The sequence below is a fragment of the Mycobacterium paraense genome, assembly GCF_002101815.1.
In the GTDB taxonomy this organism is placed as follows: domain Bacteria; phylum Actinomycetota; class Actinomycetes; order Mycobacteriales; family Mycobacteriaceae; genus Mycobacterium; species Mycobacterium paraense.
The window spans coordinates 80,819-96,287 of record NZ_LQPM01000023.1 but is presented as its reverse complement, the minus strand read 5'-3'; the positions used below and the strand labels follow the sequence as shown (position 1 = coordinate 96,287).

15 protein-coding genes are annotated in these 15,469 nt (G+C 67.8%); 2 read left to right on the top strand and 13 right to left on the bottom strand.

Annotated features, from left to right (window positions below):
* The 6 genes from AWB89_RS17605 to AWB89_RS17580 all read right to left on the bottom strand — a co-directional run bounded on the left by AWB89_RS17605 (position 1) and on the right by AWB89_RS17580 (position 5,753).
* Positions 1–1,128 carry a hypothetical protein gene (locus AWB89_RS17605; protein ID WP_085095802.1) on the bottom strand — a complete coding sequence of 376 codons (1,128 nt, stop codon included), beginning with the start codon at positions 1,126–1,128 and terminating at the stop codon, positions 1–3.
* A 97-nt stretch (positions 1,129–1,225) separates the two neighbouring features.
* A complete protein-coding gene (locus AWB89_RS17600; RefSeq protein ID WP_085095804.1) occupies positions 1,226–1,531 on the bottom strand; it encodes a hypothetical protein in 306 nt (101 codons plus the stop codon).
* A 70-nt stretch (positions 1,532–1,601) separates the two neighbouring features.
* Positions 1,602–2,822: a PPE family protein gene (locus AWB89_RS28495; protein WP_085175402.1), complete on the bottom strand. Its 1,221-nt coding sequence runs from the start codon at positions 2,820–2,822 to the stop codon at positions 1,602–1,604.
* Positions 2,823–2,947: 125 nt separating this feature from the next.
* A complete protein-coding gene (gene dmpG, locus AWB89_RS17590) occupies positions 2,948–4,009 on the bottom strand; it encodes a 4-hydroxy-2-oxovalerate aldolase (protein ID WP_085175400.1) in 1,062 nt (353 codons plus the stop codon).
* Positions 4,006–4,926: an acetaldehyde dehydrogenase (acetylating) gene (locus AWB89_RS17585; RefSeq protein ID WP_085175398.1), complete on the bottom strand. Its 921-nt coding sequence runs from the start codon at positions 4,924–4,926 to the stop codon at positions 4,006–4,008. The genes dmpG and AWB89_RS17585 overlap by 4 nt, the downstream gene beginning before the upstream one ends.
* Before the next feature lie 41 nt (positions 4,927–4,967).
* Positions 4,968–5,753, bottom strand: a complete 786-nt coding sequence (locus AWB89_RS17580; protein ID WP_085175396.1) for a 2-keto-4-pentenoate hydratase — start codon at positions 5,751–5,753, stop codon at positions 4,968–4,970.
* Positions 5,754–5,825: 72 nt separating this feature from the next.
* Between AWB89_RS17580 and kstD the strand changes: the two genes are divergently transcribed.
* Positions 5,826–7,508, top strand: a complete 1,683-nt coding sequence (gene kstD, locus AWB89_RS17575; RefSeq protein WP_085175646.1) for a 3-oxosteroid 1-dehydrogenase — start codon at positions 5,826–5,828, stop codon at positions 7,506–7,508.
* A gap of 1 nt (position 7,509) precedes the next feature.
* On the top strand, positions 7,510–8,370 hold the full coding sequence (locus AWB89_RS17570; protein WP_085175394.1) for a MaoC/PaaZ C-terminal domain-containing protein: 861 nt from the start codon (positions 7,510–7,512) through the stop codon (positions 8,368–8,370).
* A 60-nt stretch (positions 8,371–8,430) separates the two neighbouring features.
* Here the strand turns inward: AWB89_RS17570 and AWB89_RS17565 are convergent, their stop codons facing one another.
* From AWB89_RS17565 to AWB89_RS17535, 7 genes are all read right to left on the bottom strand, one after another.
* Positions 8,431–9,273, bottom strand: coding sequence for an endonuclease domain-containing protein (locus tag AWB89_RS17565; protein WP_085175392.1), 843 nt, complete (start codon positions 9,271–9,273; stop codon positions 8,431–8,433).
* A gap of 114 nt (positions 9,274–9,387) precedes the next feature.
* Positions 9,388–10,557: a lipid-transfer protein gene (locus AWB89_RS17560; protein WP_085175390.1), complete on the bottom strand. Its 1,170-nt coding sequence runs from the start codon at positions 10,555–10,557 to the stop codon at positions 9,388–9,390.
* Positions 10,557–10,958, bottom strand: coding sequence for a MaoC family dehydratase (locus AWB89_RS17555; RefSeq protein ID WP_085175388.1), 402 nt, complete (start codon positions 10,956–10,958; stop codon positions 10,557–10,559). The genes AWB89_RS17560 and AWB89_RS17555 overlap by 1 nt, the downstream gene beginning before the upstream one ends.
* Complete coding sequence (locus AWB89_RS17550; protein ID WP_085095821.1) at positions 10,955–11,902, bottom strand: bifunctional MaoC family dehydratase N-terminal/OB-fold nucleic acid binding domain-containing protein; 948 nt, start codon at positions 11,900–11,902, stop codon at positions 10,955–10,957. Before AWB89_RS17550 ends, AWB89_RS17555 begins: the two co-directional genes overlap by 4 nt.
* Complete coding sequence (gene fadE29 / locus AWB89_RS17545; protein WP_085095823.1) at positions 11,899–13,062, bottom strand: acyl-CoA dehydrogenase FadE29; 1,164 nt, start codon at positions 13,060–13,062, stop codon at positions 11,899–11,901. The genes AWB89_RS17550 and fadE29 overlap by 4 nt, the downstream gene beginning before the upstream one ends.
* Positions 13,053–14,066, bottom strand: a complete 1,014-nt coding sequence (locus tag AWB89_RS17540; protein WP_085175385.1) for an acyl-CoA dehydrogenase family protein — start codon at positions 14,064–14,066, stop codon at positions 13,053–13,055. The genes fadE29 and AWB89_RS17540 overlap by 10 nt, the downstream gene beginning before the upstream one ends.
* 17 nt (positions 14,067–14,083) lie before the next feature.
* Positions 14,084–15,337, bottom strand: a complete 1,254-nt coding sequence (locus AWB89_RS17535; RefSeq protein ID WP_085095826.1) for a cytochrome P450 — start codon at positions 15,335–15,337, stop codon at positions 14,084–14,086.
* Between the last annotated feature and the right edge of the window lie 132 nt (positions 15,338–15,469).

The window sequence follows — 15,469 nt, the reverse complement described above, 5'->3', positions numbered from 1 at the left end:
TCACCCCAGCATCCTGGCCGCTATTTGCTGTTGACGCAACGCGATTCGCGCGCGCCACTGGTCCTCGGAAATCTTATTGTGCTCGAAATACGGCAGCGCGCCCGGCACCGCGTCGAAGTCCACGACCTCGACGGTGGGCCCGTCGGCGTCGGTGAGCTCACGCGACACCCGCTGCCAGCGGAACTGCACGTAGCCCCGCCGGTGGCCGAGCGTTTCCACCCAGTTGGTCACGCCGGGGTTCTGGTCGGCGACGACGATGCGCACCTTGCCGTCCGGATCCGCTTGCGCCTGAGTGTTGTTCAGCGACGTCTGGTGGTTGATGTAGTCCAGCGAGATGTACCACAGGCTGCCCAGTTGGAAACCGAGATAGGGCGCGTCCGAGACCGGGATCGTGATCACCATCGCCTGGTCGGGGCGCAGATCGAAATGCCCGGCCGACGAGTACTGGGTCGACAGGCCGCCGGGGGTCAGCCGGGGCGGGACCATCGTGTTGACCGGGATGTTCAGGTAGAACCACTCGGGAAACTGCAACCAGGTCTTCACACGGTTCACCAGCTGCTTACCCGCTGTGGCGTAACGCTTTTCGATCGTCTGCCGGGTCAGCGGCGGCGGCGCGGTGCCCGCGGTGTCCACTCGGGAGATGGTCAGCGTGCCGCGCTGGGCCGCCCAGTCGCCGTACACCTCGCGAATCACCAGTTGCCCGGTGCTGCTGGGTCGCACCCGCCACTCGAAGCTGCCGTCGGCGGCGATGTCGAGTTCGCGATCGTCGAACGCGGCCTGGCTGACGGGCACGTTGTCGTCGGTGTACTCACCGCCCAGCAGCTGGAAGCTCAGGTCGGTGGTGGTGCCGCGCCTGCCGGTGACGACGTAGTCGCGGTCGGGCTGCACGCGGGTGCCGAAGTACAGGGTGTCGGGGTTGTCCAGACCCATCTTGGTGAACGGCCCGGTGCCCGACTGCAGGAAAGGATGATCGCGCTCATAGTCGAAGGCCAGGTGGGTGCACGCCGCGATGCAGCCGGCCAGGTATTGCAGTCCTTCGAGTAGGTCGGCCTCGGTCTCGATGAACGGTGCGGCGGTGACGAGCTGCTCGGCTTCGGCGATCGCGGAGGTAAGGGGATTAGAGAACACGCCTAGACGCTAGAACGTGTTCTACTTTTTCGTCAATGGCGAACGTTCCCGCGCGTCGCGAGGGGCATTCAAGGACTTGAAAGAGTAAGCCCGCTCGCTACGGCGCGCACTGCTGGGACAGGTCGATCAGATGCTGCCGCACGTCGGGATGCCGGCTCAGGTAGTCCATCACGTTGCCACCCCCGCCCTCGGCCTGGGACTTGGCCTGCAGCTGCTGGTGGAGCTGGGGATGCTCCTTGAGGTACGAGTCGATGGACTGACCCACGGTCTGATCGCATTGCGGCGCGGCGTGGGCCTGCGGCAACGCGATCAGCACCGGGGCGGTGACGCTCAGCAGAGCGCCGGCAAGCGCGCCGTACAGTCCGCGTCGACGAGGGCTGGCGGTCCTGGATGTCACGGTCATAGAGCCGAGGTTACCCGCGTTAACCGACCCCGGACCACCGCCGAATCGACGAAATCACGCGGCACCCGGGCTAGTTGGCCAGCGCCTCTTGCTCCGGCGTTTCCGCCGGGCGCTCCGGCAGCGGCGTCGGCAGCGCCATCCGCTCGCCTTCGCCCTCCTCGCGGGTTTGGGCCGCCCTGGCCTTGGCTGCGGCCGCCGAGACCTCGGCCGCGGGTCCGGCCGCCACCTGCGTCGTCTCGAGTGGCGTCGCGGCCGCCGGCGCCATCGCTTCCTCGACCTCTGGCACCTCGGCCGGCGGCGCAGCGGGCGGCGCGGTTTCCTGCGCGGCCGGCGTCGTTGCCTGGGGCGGCGGCGCCGAAGTCGTCGACGACGAGGCCGAGGACCCCGCCGCGGCCGCCATCATCATCGCCCCCATGCCGCCGGCTCCCAGCAAACCCGGGCTCGCGCCGCCACCGACCATGCCGCCGGCAGCCGCCGTGCCGACGCTTCCGGAGCCCAGATAGGCACCGCCGGCCGGCATCGCGCCCGCGCTGGCGTCCGTCGCGGGGGCGCCCCCGGCGTAGCCGCTGTCCACACTCCCGCCGCCGACCGCGGCAGCGGTACCCGGATCGGCGCTCGACCCTCCTCCGGTGCCGCCGGCCGCGCTCGCGGTGGCCGGGGCGTCGCCGCCACCCCCACCGCCACCGGCGGCGCCCGCGGCGGCAGCGGTGCCGCCGCCCGCCGGGTTGGATCCGGCGCCGATGCCCCCGAGGCCGGGCAGGCTGGGGATGGCCGGGAGACTGGCCTGCCCGGACAGCAATTGCCCGGCGGCCGCCGACGCCCCGCCGTGATAGCCCAGCATCGCGGTCACGTCCTGCGCCCACATCTCCATGTAGTTGAATTCGGTCTCCGCGATCGCCGGCCAGTTCTGGCCGAACAGGTTGCTCATCACCAGCTGGACCAGGCCGTTGCGGTTGGCCTCCACCTGCAGCGGGTGCACGGTCGCGGCCAGCGCGCTCTCAAAGGCGCTGACGACCGCCTGGGCTTGGGCCGCCGCCCCCGCCGCCTGGGTCGCCGCGGCACTCAACCAACTCGCGTACGGGGCCGCCGCGGCCGCCATCGCCTGCGCGGCCGCGCCCTGCCACGCCTGGCTGGCCAACGTCGACGTGACCGACGAGAACGACTGGGCCGCGGACGACAACTCGGAGGCCAGCCCGTTCCAGGCCGCCGCCGCCGCCAGCATCGGACCCGAACCGGCGCCCGAGTACATCAGCAGCGAATTGATCTCCGGTGGCAACCCATAGAAGCTCACAACATCCCCTAGCGATACGTGCAGTCATCTAACGCTAAGCCAATGCCGACGGAGGCTTACCGGCTTCCGTCAGATTCAAAGAATTCTAGAACTGGCGCCGGCGGTCCACACCAGACCGCCCATCGCTAATGCGTGACGACGGCGCCGCTCTCCTGCTCGCGCTTGATTTCCAGGGCGATGTCGATCAGCTGGTCTTCCTGGCCGCCGATGAGCTTGCGCTGACCGGCCCGGTGCAGCAACGCGTGCGCGGGCACGCCGTAGCGCTCGGCCTGGCGGACGGCGTGCTTGAGGAAGCTGGAGTAGACGCCCGAGTACCCCATGATCAGCGCGTTGCGGTCGAGCAGGCATTCGGCGGGCATGGCGGGGCGCACGACGTCCTCCGCGGCGTCGGCGATGTCGAAGAAGTCGATGCCGGTCTTGACGCCGATCTTGTCGAACACCCCGATCAGCGCCTCGACGGGCGCGTTGCCCGCACCGGCCCCGAAGCGGCGGCAGGAGCCGTCGATCTGCTTGGCGCCGGCCCGGACGGCCTCCACCGAGTTGGCCACGCCCAGCCCCAGGTTTTCGTGGCCGTGGAAGCCGACCTGGGCGTCGTCGCCGAGCTCGGAGACCAGCGCCGCCACCCGGTCGCGCACCCCTTCGAGCACCAACGCCCCGGCGGAGTCGACCACGTAGACGCACTGGCAGCCGGCGTCGGCCATGATGCGCGCCTGTTGTGCGAGCTTCTCCGGCGGGATGGTGTGGGCCATCATCAGGAACCCGACAGTTTCCAGGCCCAGCTCACGCGCCAGGCCGAAGTGCTGGATCGAGACGTCGGCCTCGGTGCAGTGGGTGGCGATGCGGCAGATGGAGCCGCCGTTGTTCTGGGCCTCCTTGATGTCCTCCTTGGTGCCCACCCCGGGCAGCATCAGGAAGGCGATCTTGGCCTCCTTGGCCGTCTCGGCCGCGAGCTTGATCAGCTCCTGCTCGGGGGTCTTCGAGAAGCCGTAGTTGAAGCTGGAGCCGCCCAGCCCGTCGCCGTGGGTCACCTCGATGACCGGGACACCGGCGGTGTCCAGGGCGGCGACGATGGCGCCGACCTCGTCCTTGGTGAACTGGTGGCGCTTGTGGTGGGACCCGTCCCGCAGGGACGTGTCGGTCATCCGGACGTCCCAGATCGGGTTGAAGAAGATTTCCTGGATGCTCATGCTTGCGCTCCTCCCGCCGTCGCGGACAGGGATTCCTTCGCGATCTCCTCGCCGACCTTGGTGGCCGCGGCGGTCATGATGTCGAGGTTGCCCGCGTAGGGCGGCAGGTAATCGCCCGCGCCCTCGACCTCGACGAAGGTGGTCACCAGGTAGTTGCCGCCGTTGACCACCGACGGCTCGTCGAATTGCGGCTCGTTGAGCAGCCGGTAGCCGGGGACGTAGGTCTGCACCTCGGCCACCACGTCGTGGATGGACTTGGCGATCGCATCGCGGTCGGCGTCCTCGGGGATGGCGCAGAAGATGGTGTCGCGCATGATCATTGGCGGGTCGGCCGGGTTCAGGATGATGATGGCCTTGCCGCGCCGGGCGCCGCCGATGGTCTCGACGCCCTTGCTGGTGGTCTTGGTGAACTCGTCGATGTTCGCCCGCGTTCCGGGGCCCGCGGAAACGGAAGCCACCGAGGCGACGATTTCCGCATAAGGGACCTCGACCACGCGGGAGACGGCATAAACGATCGGAATGGTCGCCTGTCCCCCGCAGGTGATCATGTTGACGTTGGGCGCGTCCAAATGCTGGCGCAGATTCGCCGGCGGGATCACCGCGGGGCCCACCGCGGCCGGCGTCAGGTCAATGGCCCGGATTCCCGCGGCCGCGTATTTCGGCGCCGCGTCCCGGTGCACATAGGCGCTCGTCGCCTCGAAAACCAAATCGGGTTTCTCCGGCTGGGCCAGCAGCCAGTCGACCCCTTCGTGGGTGGTCTCCAGGCCCAGCTTGCGGGCCCGCGCCAGGCCCTCGCTCTCCGGGTCGATGCCCACCATCCAGCGCGGCTCCAGCCAGTCCGATCGGAGAAGCTTGTACAGCAGATCGGTGCTGATGTTTCCCGACCCGACAATGGCCACACTCGCCTTGGACGGCATGATGCTCCTTGTTTTTGGACTAATTCAAAACTAATCCGGCGCTATTCGAAGGACAACCGCACGGAACCCAGTCCCGTGAAGTCGGCGACAAATTCGTCTCCGGCGTGTGCATCTATCGCTCGCGTGCACGATCCGGGCAACACAATGTCACCTTTTTTCAGACGCACACCGAAGCTTTCCACCTTGCGGGACAACCACGCCACCGCCGTGACGGGATTGCCCAATACTGCGTCGCTGCGCCCCTCGGCGATCACCTCGCCGTTGCGGGTCAGCACCGCGTCGATCGCCTTGACGTCGATGTCGGCCGGGGCCACCCGGGCCTCGCCCAGCACGAAACCCGCCGAGGAGGCGTTGTCGGCGATGGTGTCGCACAACGCGATCTTCCAGTCGGTGATCCGGGTGTCGATCAGCTCGATCGAGGGGACCAGGGCCTCGGTGGCCGCCAGCACATCCTCTTCCGTGCAACCCGCCCCCGGCAGGTCGGCGGACAGGATGAAGCCGACCTCGACCTCCACCCGCGGATACAGGTAGCGGCTTGCCTTGACCGGGGTCTCCTCGAACACCTGCATCTCGTCCAGCAGGTGGCCGTAATCCGGCTCGTCGACGCCCATCATCTGCTGCATCGCCAGTGACGAGAGGCCCACCTTGTGCCCCAGCACCCGGGCGCCTTCGGCCACCCGCTGCCGGATGTTGATCAGCTGGATCTCATAGGCGTCGACGACGTCGATGCCGGGGTATCGGGCGGTCAGCGGGGCGATGGGCTCGCGGCTGCGCTCGGCCTGCGCCAGGTCGGCGGCCAGCTCGTCGCGGATCGCAACACTGAGCATTTACCGAAGTCCCCTCGTTCTTGTGACCGGGCCGGTAGCGCCCAACCCGGGCAATTCTATAACGTGTTCTACATGACAGCGCAGGAGTACGACGTCGTCGTGGTGGGGAGCGGCGGAGCCGGCATGGTGGCTGCCCTTACCGCCGCGCACCGCGGCCTTTCGACAGTAGTCATCGAGAAGGCCGCTCACTTCGGCGGCTCCACGGCGCGGTCGGGCGGCGGGGTGTGGATTCCCAACAACGAGGTGCTCAAGCGCGACGGCGTGCGAGACACCCCCGAAGCCGCCCGCACCTACCTGCACGGCATCGTCGGCAACATCGTGGACCCGGAGCGTATCGATGCCTACCTCGAACGCGGCCCCGAGATGCTGTCCTTCGTGTTGCAGCACACTCCGTTGAAGATGTGCTGGGTGCCGCGTTACTCCGACTACTACCCCGAGGCACCGGGCGGCCGCGCGGACGGCCGGTCGATCGAGCCCAAGCCGTTCAACGCCCGCAAGCTGGGCGCCGACGAAGCCGGTCTCGAACCGGCCTATGGCAAGGTTCCGCTCAACGTGGTTGTGATGCAGCAGGATTACGTGCGGCTCAACCAGCTCAAGCGGCACCCGCGGGGCGTCGCGCGCAGCCTGAAGGTCGGCGCGCGCACCATGTGGGCCAAGGCCACCGGTAAGAACCTGGTGGGGATGGGACGCGCCCTGATCGGGCCGTTGCGGATCGGGTTGCAGCGCGCCGGTGTTCCGGTGGTGCTCAACACCGCGCTCACCGACCTCTACGTGGAGGACGGCGTGGTGCGCGGGGTCTATGTCAGCGACACCGGTGCGTCGGAATCCGTTGAGCCGCGCCTGATCCGGGCCCGTCGCGGCGTGATCCTCGCGTCCGGCGGGTTCGAGCACAACGAGCAGATGCGGGTGAAGTACCAACGCGCCCCCATCACCACCGAGTGGACGGTCGGCGCCAAGGCCAACACCGGCGACGGGATTCTCGCCGGCGAAAAGCTCGGAGCCGCATTGGAGTTGATGGAGGACGCGTGGTGGGGCCCGACGGTGCCGCTGGTGGGCGCGCCGTGGTTCGCGCTGTCGGAGCGCAACTCGCCGGGCTCGATCATCGTCAACATGTCGGGCAAGCGGTTCATGAACGAGTCGATGCCCTACGTCGAGGCCTGCCACCACATGTACGGCGGCGAATTCGGTCAGGGGCCGGGGCCGGGCGAGAACATCCCGGCGTGGCTGGTGTTCGACCAGCAATACCGCGACCGCTACATCTTCGCGGGGCTGCAACCGGGACAACGCATTCCGCGCAAATGGCTGGACTCCGGCGTGATCGTGCAGGCCGACACCCTGTCGCAGCTGGCCGAGAAGGCCGGACTGCCGGGCGAGGAGTTGGTGGCCACCGTGCAGCGCTTCAACGGGTTCGCACGCTCGGGCGTCGACGAGGACTACCACCGCGGCGAAAGCGCCTACGACCGCTACTACGGCGACCCCACCAACAAGCCGAACCCGAACCTCGGCGAGATCAGCCACCCGCCCTACTACGCCGCCAAGATGGTGCCCGGCGACCTGGGCACCAAGGGCGGCATCCGCACCGACGTGCATGGCCGTGCGCTGCGCGACGACGGGAGCATCATCGAGGGCCTCTACGCCGCGGGCAACGTCAGCGCCCCGGTGATGGGCCACACCTACCCCGGCCCGGGCGGCACCATCGGGCCGGCGATGACGTTTGGTTATCTGGCGGCGCTGCACATCGCGGGGAGCAACTGACATGCCGATCGATGTAGACGTGGCGCTGAGCGCCGAGCTGGACCCGATCGAATTCTCGTGGAGCAGCAGCGATATCCAGCTCTACCACCTGGGTCTGGGGGCCGGTTCCGACCCGATGGATCCCCGCGAGCTGCGCTATCTGGTGGACGACACCCCGCAGGTGCTGCCGACGTTCGGCAACGTCGCGGCGTCCTTCCACATGACCAAGCCGCCGACGGTACAGTTCCCCGGCATCGACATCGAGCTGAGCAGGGTGCTGCACGCCAGCGAACGGATCGAGGTGCCCGGCCCGCTGCCGCCGTCCGGTTCGGCCAAGGCCGTCACCCGGTTCACCGATATCTGGGACAAGGGCAAGGCCGCGGTGATCTGGAGCGAGACGACCGTCAGCGCCCCGGACGGCACCCTGCTGTGGACCCAGCGGCGGTCGATCTTCGCCCGCGGCGAGGGCGGATTCGGCGGCGAGCGCGGACCTTCCTCGTCGGACGCGGCGCCGGACCGCGCGCCCGACCTGGAGGTCGACGTGCCGATCCTGCCGCAACAGGCACTCCTGTACCGGCTCTGCGGGGATCGCAACCCGCTGCACTCCGACCCCGAATTCGCCGCCGCCGCAGGCTTTCCCAAGCCGATCCTGCACGGCCTGTGCACCTACGGGATGACCTGCAAGGCGATCACCGACGCGCTGCTGGACGGCGACGCGGGGGCGGTCGCGGCCTACGGCGCGCGCTTCGCCGGCGTGGCCTATCCGGGCGAGACGCTCAAGGTGGGCATCTGGAAGGACAACGGGCGGTTCCTGGCCAGCGTGCTCGCGCCGTCGCGCGAGAACGCCGTGGTGCTGAGCGGCGTGGAGCTGGTGCCGGCCTAGCGTTCGGGAGCGCGTTCGTCGAGTGTGCGGTTGGCCGCACACTCGGGCCCGGCTGCGCGGCTAGCCGCACACTCGCCCGTCCAACGCCGAGCGAACGCGGCGTACGATCTCGGCCGGCCGGTCACCTGCCGTCACCCGTACGACGAACCAGCCACGACGCTGCAGTCTTTCCAGGCGCCGGACGTCCCAGTTGAACTGCCAGGGATCGCTGCGATGCTGGTCGCCGTCGTATTCGACGGCGACTTTCACGTCTTCCCAGCCCATGTCCAGATACGCGAATGCAGTGCCACATTCGTCGATCACCGGTATCTGCGTCTGCGGCCGAGGCAAGCCCGCCCTGACCAAGACAAGCCGCAGCCATGACTCTTTCGGTGACTGTGCGCCGGCATCGAATAGGCCCGTCGCTTGGCGTGCTCCGGCAATGCCGCGGCGTCCCGCGTATCTTCGACTCAGCAATTCGACGTCGACGGCCTTCACCTCCGTTGCTCTGGCGAGCGCGTCAATCGCCGCCACCGCCGTCATGGTCTGGTACCAACATCCGAGGTCCAGCGCCGTCCTGACCGGCGAAGTGATTGGCATACCGGCGACCAGTTCGACCTCATCGCGCTCGAATCGGTCTCGGTGCGTCCGGATTCCCGGTGGGGCCCGCCGATTGTCATGCAGCAAATCCACCGCCTGCGCCCCATCGACCCATTTGCTGCCGTGCAGCGCGGCCGCGGCAAACCCTGCCACCACACCCCGACGTCCCGTCCAGAGCCACGCTGATTTCGCGCGTAGTTCGACAGTGATGTCGACGTCGCGGTCCACGCAGACATCCGGGAACAATCGGCGGTACCGCGCCAGTTGGGCCTTGGTCAGTGCGCCTGCAGCGACGGCCTCACTGCCGATGAATGGCGCTCTCATGACCCCGCAGCGTCGCATGGACCGCTGCGGGCGTCACTTCACTCGCCGAGTGTGCAGCTGTCCGCACACTCGGCAGCGAATGTGCGGCTGGCCGCACACTCGGTGCGAAAAGCGCTAGCCCAGGATCAGCCCCGACGTGGGCACACCCGTACCCGCCGTGACGAGAACGTGCTCGACGTCGGGCACCGGGTTCACCGAGGTTCCACGCAATTGCCGCACGCCCTCGGCGATGCCGTTCATGCCGTGGATGTAGGCCTCACCCAGTTGACCGCCGTGCGTGTTGATCGGCAGCCTGCCGCCCACCTCGATCGCGCCGTCGGCGATGAAGTCCTTCGCCTCGCCGCGACCGCAGAACCCCAACTCCTCCAACTGAATCAGGGTGAACGGGGTGAAGTGGTCGTACAGGATCGCGGTCTGGATGTCCGACGGCGCCAGCCCCGACTGCCCCCAGAGCTGCCGACCCACGACACCCATCTCGGGCAGGCCGAGCTCGGACCGGTAGTAGCTGACCATCGTGTACTGGTCCGGGCTGGAACCCTGCGCGGCCGCCTCGATGATCGCCGGCCGCTGCTTGAGGTCGCGGGCCCGCTCGACGGACGTCACCACGATCGCGACCGCGCCATCGGTTTCCTGGCAGCAGTCCAGCAGCCGGAGCGGCTCGGCGATCCACCGCGAATTCTGGTGGTCCTCAATGGTGATCGGCTTCTCGTAGAAGTACGCCTTCGGGTTCTTGGCGGCGTGCTTGCGGTCGGCCACCGAGATCGCGCCGAAGTCCCGGCTGGTCGCACCGGACAGGTGCATGTAGCGCTGGGCGATCATCGCGACCTGCGCGGCCGGCGTGGACAGCCCGTGCGGATACGAGAATGCGTTGTCGGCCGTCGTCGAATCGGCCCGTGCCCCACCGTCTCCCGCCAACCGGCTCTGCACCTGGCCGAACCGCATGCCGGACCGCTCGTTGAACGCCCGGTAGGCGACCACGACGTCGGCCACCCCCGTCGCGACGGCCACCGCCGCCTGCTGCACGGTCGCGCACGCGGCCCCGCCGCCATAACCGATCTGGGAAAAGAACTTCAGGTCTCCGATGCCGACCGCACGCGCGACCGCGGTCTCGTTGTTGCTGTCCATCGTGAACGTGGTCAGCCCGTCGACGTCGGCCGGACTCAGGCCCGCATCGTCCAACGCATCCAGGACGGCCTCGGCGGCCAACCGCAGCTCGCTGCGGCCCGAGTCCTTCGAGAAGTCCGTCGCGCCGATGCCGACGATGGCGGCTTTACCCGAAAGCATCAAGCGTCCCCCATCGTCAGCGTGGCCGTCGCGATGACGTGATCACCAAGGCTGTTGTTGCCCACCACCTTCACGGTGATCAGGCCGTCTTCCACGGCCGTGACCTCACCGGAGAACGTGACCGTGTCGTAGGCGTACCACGGCACCCCGAGGCGCAGCCCGATCGACTTGATCAGCGCCGACGGCCCGGCCCAGTCGGTGATGTAGCGCTGCACCAGCCCGGTGTCGGTGAGGATGTTGACGAAGATGTCCTTCGAGCCCTTGGCCTGTGCCAGGTCACGGTCGTGATGCACGTCCTGGAAGTCGCGGGTGGCCAGGGCCGTCGAGATGATGAACGTGGGGTCGCCGTGCAGTTTCAGCTCGGGCAGCTTGGTGCCCACTTCGATCACCGGCGCGCTCATGCGTCAGGCTCCCAGGCGTAGAGGGTCCACTCCGGTCCGCTCTCGCCGGCCGGAAAGTCGATATACGTTGCGCGCACGGGCATTCCGATCTTGACCTGCGCGGGGTCGGCCCCACGGAGTTCGCCCAGCATGCGCACGCCCTCCTCGAGCTCGACCAGAGCGATGACGAAGGGCAGGGTGCGACCGGGCACCTTCGGCGCGTGGTGCACGACGAAGCTGAACACCGTGCCGCGGCCGCTGGCCACCGTGTAGTCGATCGGCGCGGTCTTGTCCTGCCACACGGCCGGCACCGGCGGGTGCTGCAGGCTGCCGTCGGGACGTCGCTGGATCCGCAGTTCGTGCGCCTTGACGCCCTCCCAGAAGAACGCGGTGTCGCGCGAGGAGGAGGGACGCATCATGGCGTCGGGGTCCAAATCCGCCGGCACCGCGGACGGCGCGGCCTCCCGGGGCTTGAACTTGAGGATGCGCCAATTCATTTCGGCGACGTCCTCGTCGCCCACCCGCCAGATGATGTGCTGGTTGATGAAGTAGCCCTCGCCCAGACCGGTCTGCTTGGGACCGACCACGTCGCCCATCTCCGAGGTGATGCTGACCTGCTCGCCGGGTTGCAAATAGCGGTGGTAGGTCTGCTCGCAGTTGGTGGCGACCACGCCGATGTAGCCGGCGTCGTCGAACAGCTTCATCATGGGGCCCATCGGGTCGTCCTTTGGGCGCTCCCCGCCGAGGCCGAACATCGTCCACACCTGAATCATGGCCGGCGGCGCGACAATTCCGGGGTGGCCGACCGCGCGGGCGGCGGCCTCGTCGACATAGATCGGGTTGCGGTCGCCGATGGCCTCCACCCAGTTGTTGATCATCGGCTGGTTCACCGGATCGCGGCCGGCGCGCGGCTTGGGGTCGCCGGCCGCCTTGATCTCCGCGACGGCTTCGGCGATGTCCGTCATCGTGGCACCCGCGGGACTTTGAGGCCGGCGGCCGCGATCATTTCACGCATGACTTCGTTCACGCCTCCACCGAAGGTGATGACCAGGTTCCGCTTGGTTTGCGAGTCCAGCCAGTTGAGCAGCTCCGCGGTGTCCGAGTCGGCGGGGTTGCCGTACTTGCCGACGATCTCCTCGGCGAGCCGGCCGATGTACTGAATGCGCTCGGTGCCAAACACTTTCGTCGAGGCGGCGTCGGCGACGTTGATGTCCTCGCCGGCGGCGGCCACCTGCCAGTTCAGCAACTCGTTGATCCGCCACATCGCGTGGATCTCGCCGAGCGCCCGCTTGACGTCGTGGTGGTCGATCGGCGTGACGCCGTCACTACCCGGCTTGCTCGCCCAGGCGTGCACCCGGTCGTAGATGCCGGCGACGCGGCCCGCCGGGCCGAGCATTACGCGCTCGTTGTTGAGCTGGGTGGTGATCAGTCGCCATCCGCCGTTCTCCTCGCCGACCAGCATATCGGCGGGCACCCGCACGTCGTTGTAGTAGGTGGCGTTGGTGTGGTGGGCGCCGTCGGACAGGATGATCGGCGTCCACGAGTACCCGGGATCCTTGGTGTCGACGATCAGGATCGAAATGCCCTTGTGCTTCACGGCTTCCGGGTCGGTGCGGCAGGCCAGCCAGATGTAGTCGGCGTCGTGCGCGCCGGTGGTGAAGATCTTTTGCCCGTTGACGATGTACTCGTCGCCCTGGCGCACGGCGGTGGTCCGCAACGAAGCCAGGTCGGTGCCGGCCTCCGGCTCGGTGTAGCCGATCGCGAAATGCACCTCGCCGGCCAGGATCGCCGGCAGGAACTTCTTCTTCTGCGCCTCGCTGCCGAACTGCTGCAGGGTCGGGCCGACCGTCTGCAACGTGACCGCGGGCAGTGGCACGTCGGCCCGATGCGCCTCGTTGACGAAGATCGACTGCTCAATGGGCCCGAAGCCGAGGCCGCCGAATTCTTTCGGCCACCCGACCCCGAGCTTGCGGTCCTGGCCCATCCGCCGGATCACCGCGCGGTACGCCTCGTTGTGGCGGTCCTGCTCCATCGCCTTCATCTCGTCGGTCGAGATCAGGTTCGAAAAGTATTCCCGCAGTTCGGCTTGCAGCTGCCGCTGCTCCGGAGTCAGTTCTATGAACATTGCGCTCCCACCAGATCGAGGCGATGAGATGGCCCGCCCAACATCCGGGACAGGTCCTTGATCGTGGAGTAGTACCGGTGCATGGGATAGGTGATGTCCATGCCCATGCCGCCGTGCAGGTGGTGGCAGAGCTGCATCACCGGCGGCGCCTGCGAGGCGATCCAGTAGCCCAGGACGTCCACGTCGTCGTCGGCATCCCGTCCCTCCGACAGCCGCCAGACGACCGACTTGGCCGCCAGATCGATGGTGCGCGAGGCGATGTAGATCTCGGAGAGCTGCGCCGCCACGGTCTGGAAGGTCGACAGCGGCTTCCCGAACTGCTTGCGGTTGGCCACGTAGTCGGCGGTGAGGCGCAGGGCGCCGGCCACCAGCCCGTCGGCGTAGGCGCCCATCGCGGCCAGCGCCAGCTGGTTGACCCGGTGCGCCGAAGCGCCCACCAAGACGTCCGAATCACCCACCGCCACACCGTCGAACGTGACGGTGTACTCGTCCGCGCCGTTCGACGTCGGGGTGCGCACCAGCCGCACGCCGTCGGCCTTGGGCGACACCACCACGACGGCGCTGTCGGCCGTCACGATCATCCAATCGGCTTGCTCGGCATAGCCAACCCCGACTTTGGTGCCCGACAGCCGGCCGTCGGCGAACGCGACCCCGGGCCGGTCCGGCAGGGCGGCGCCGGGCTCGTTGAGCGCCGCGGTCAACACGCCGCCCTTGGCGACCCCGGCCAGGAAGCGGTCCTGCTGCTCCTCGGAGGCGAGGTCCAGCAGCGGCACCACGCCGAAACCCAGCGTGGCCAACGCCGGCGTGATCGCACCGTGGCGGCCGGCTTCCGTCAGCACCGTGGCGACCTCGGGCAGGCCCACGCCGTCACCGCCGAGGCGCTCCGGCACCGGCAGCGCCGTGACGCCGCCGCTGACCAGGGCCTCCCACGACAGATCCCGGTCCAGCACCGACGTCGCGACGTCGGCGACCGCCTGCTGCTCGGGGGTGAGGTCGAAATCCATCGCCGTTTTTGAATCCGTCAATGTTGCACCGGGCACTTACCGGTGTAATCCACCTGCCAGCGCTTGATGCCGTTGAGCCAACCGGAGCGCAGCCGCTCCGGCTCCGAGATCGGCTTGAGGTCGGGCATGTGATCGGCCACGGCGTTGAAGATCAGGTTGATCGTCATCTTCGCCAGGTTTGCCCCGATGCAGTAGTGCGCTCCCGTGCCGCCAAAACCGACGTGCGGGTTGGGGTTTCGCAGGATGTTGAAGGTGTAGGGGTCGTCGAAGATCTCTTCGTCGAAATTGGCGGAGCGGTAGAACATCACCACTCGCTGGCCCTTCTTGATCTGCACGCCCGAGAGTTCGTAGTCCTCCAGCGCCGTGCGCTGGAAACAGGTGACCGGGGTGGCCCACCGGACGATCTCGTCGGCGGCGGTCTCCGGGCGCTCCTTCTTGAACAGCTCCCACTGATCGGGGTAGTCGGCGAACGCCATCATCCCCTGGGTGATGGAGTTCCGGGTGGTCTCGTTGCCGGCCACCGCCAGCATCATCACGAAGAAGCCGAACTCGTCGTCGGAGAGCTTTTCCCCGTCGATGTCGGCGTTGATCAGCGTGGTGACGATGTCGTCGCCGGGCTTCTCGGCCTTGATGGCGGCCATCTGCAGCGCGTAGTTCAGCACCTCGAACGACGACGTCTTGGGATCGATGTCGGCGTACTCAGGATCGTCGTTTCCGGTCATCTCGTTGGACCAGCGGAAGAGCTTCTCGCGGTCCTCCTGCGGCACCCCGAGCAACCCGGCGATCGCCTGCAGCGGGAGCTCGCAGGACACCTGCTCGACGAAGTCGCCGGAACCGGCGGACGCCGCGTCCCGCGCGATCTTCTGGGCGCGCTCCCTGAGCTCATCCTCCAGGCGCCCGACGGCCCGCGGGGTGAAGCCGCGGGAGATGATCTTGCGCAGCCGGGTGTGGTGCGGCGCGTCCATGTTGAGCATGACGAACCGCTGCAGCTCGATGTCCTCGCGCGCGATGTCGTCGTTGAACCGCGGGATCACGCAGTTCTCGTAGCTGGAGAACACGTCGCTGCGCCGCGAGATCTCCTTGACGTCGTTGAGCTTGGTGATCGCCCAGAAGCCACCGTCGTTGAACCCGCCGCCGTGGCCCGGGGCTTGCTCGTTCCACCAGATCGGCGCGCTCGCGCGCACCTCGGCGAACTCTTCGACCGGAATCCGCTCCGCGTAGATGTCGGGGTCGGTGAAATCGAACCCGGGCGGAAGGTTGGGGCTGGGCACGCTACTTCTCCTTTAACTGCTGGTCCCTATGCTGGTCTGGCGACTGGCCAGTGACTGGCGATCCCAGGACACTAGCTTCCCTAGTGGAGTTCTGTTGCCAGTAAAACATGCCTCCACCGCAGAAAAAAGGCG

What these genes read in the sequence shown, in the direction of transcription:
- AWB89_RS17600 (WP_085095804.1), bottom strand. Translation starts at nt 1,531, where the DNA reads ATGACCGTGACATCCAGGACCGCCAGCCCTCGTCGACGCGGACTGTAC.
- dmpG (WP_085175400.1), bottom strand. Translation starts at nt 4,009, where the DNA reads ATGAGCATCCAGGAAATCTTCTTCAACCCGATCTGGGACGTCCGGATG.
- AWB89_RS17585 (WP_085175398.1), bottom strand. Translation starts at nt 4,926, where the DNA reads ATGCCGTCCAAGGCGAGTGTGGCCATTGTCGGGTCGGGAAACATCAGC.
- AWB89_RS17580 (WP_085175396.1), bottom strand. Translation starts at nt 5,753, where the DNA reads ATGCTCAGTGTTGCGATCCGCGACGAGCTGGCCGCCGACCTGGCGCAG.
- kstD (WP_085175646.1), top strand. Translation starts at nt 5,826, where the DNA reads ATGACAGCGCAGGAGTACGACGTCGTCGTGGTGGGGAGCGGCGGAGCC.
- AWB89_RS17570 (WP_085175394.1), top strand. Translation starts at nt 7,510, where the DNA reads ATGCCGATCGATGTAGACGTGGCGCTGAGCGCCGAGCTGGACCCGATC.
- AWB89_RS17565 (WP_085175392.1), bottom strand. Translation starts at nt 9,273, where the DNA reads ATGAGAGCGCCATTCATCGGCAGTGAGGCCGTCGCTGCAGGCGCACTG.
- AWB89_RS17560 (WP_085175390.1), bottom strand. Translation starts at nt 10,557, where the DNA reads ATGCTTTCGGGTAAAGCCGCCATCGTCGGCATCGGCGCGACGGACTTC.
- AWB89_RS17555 (WP_085175388.1), bottom strand. Translation starts at nt 10,958, where the DNA reads ATGAGCGCGCCGGTGATCGAAGTGGGCACCAAGCTGCCCGAGCTGAAA.
- AWB89_RS17550 (WP_085095821.1), bottom strand. Translation starts at nt 11,902, where the DNA reads ATGACGGACATCGCCGAAGCCGTCGCGGAGATCAAGGCGGCCGGCGAC.
- fadE29 (WP_085095823.1), bottom strand. Translation starts at nt 13,062, where the DNA reads ATGTTCATAGAACTGACTCCGGAGCAGCGGCAGCTGCAAGCCGAACTG.
- AWB89_RS17540 (WP_085175385.1), bottom strand. Translation starts at nt 14,066, where the DNA reads ATGGATTTCGACCTCACCCCCGAGCAGCAGGCGGTCGCCGACGTCGCG.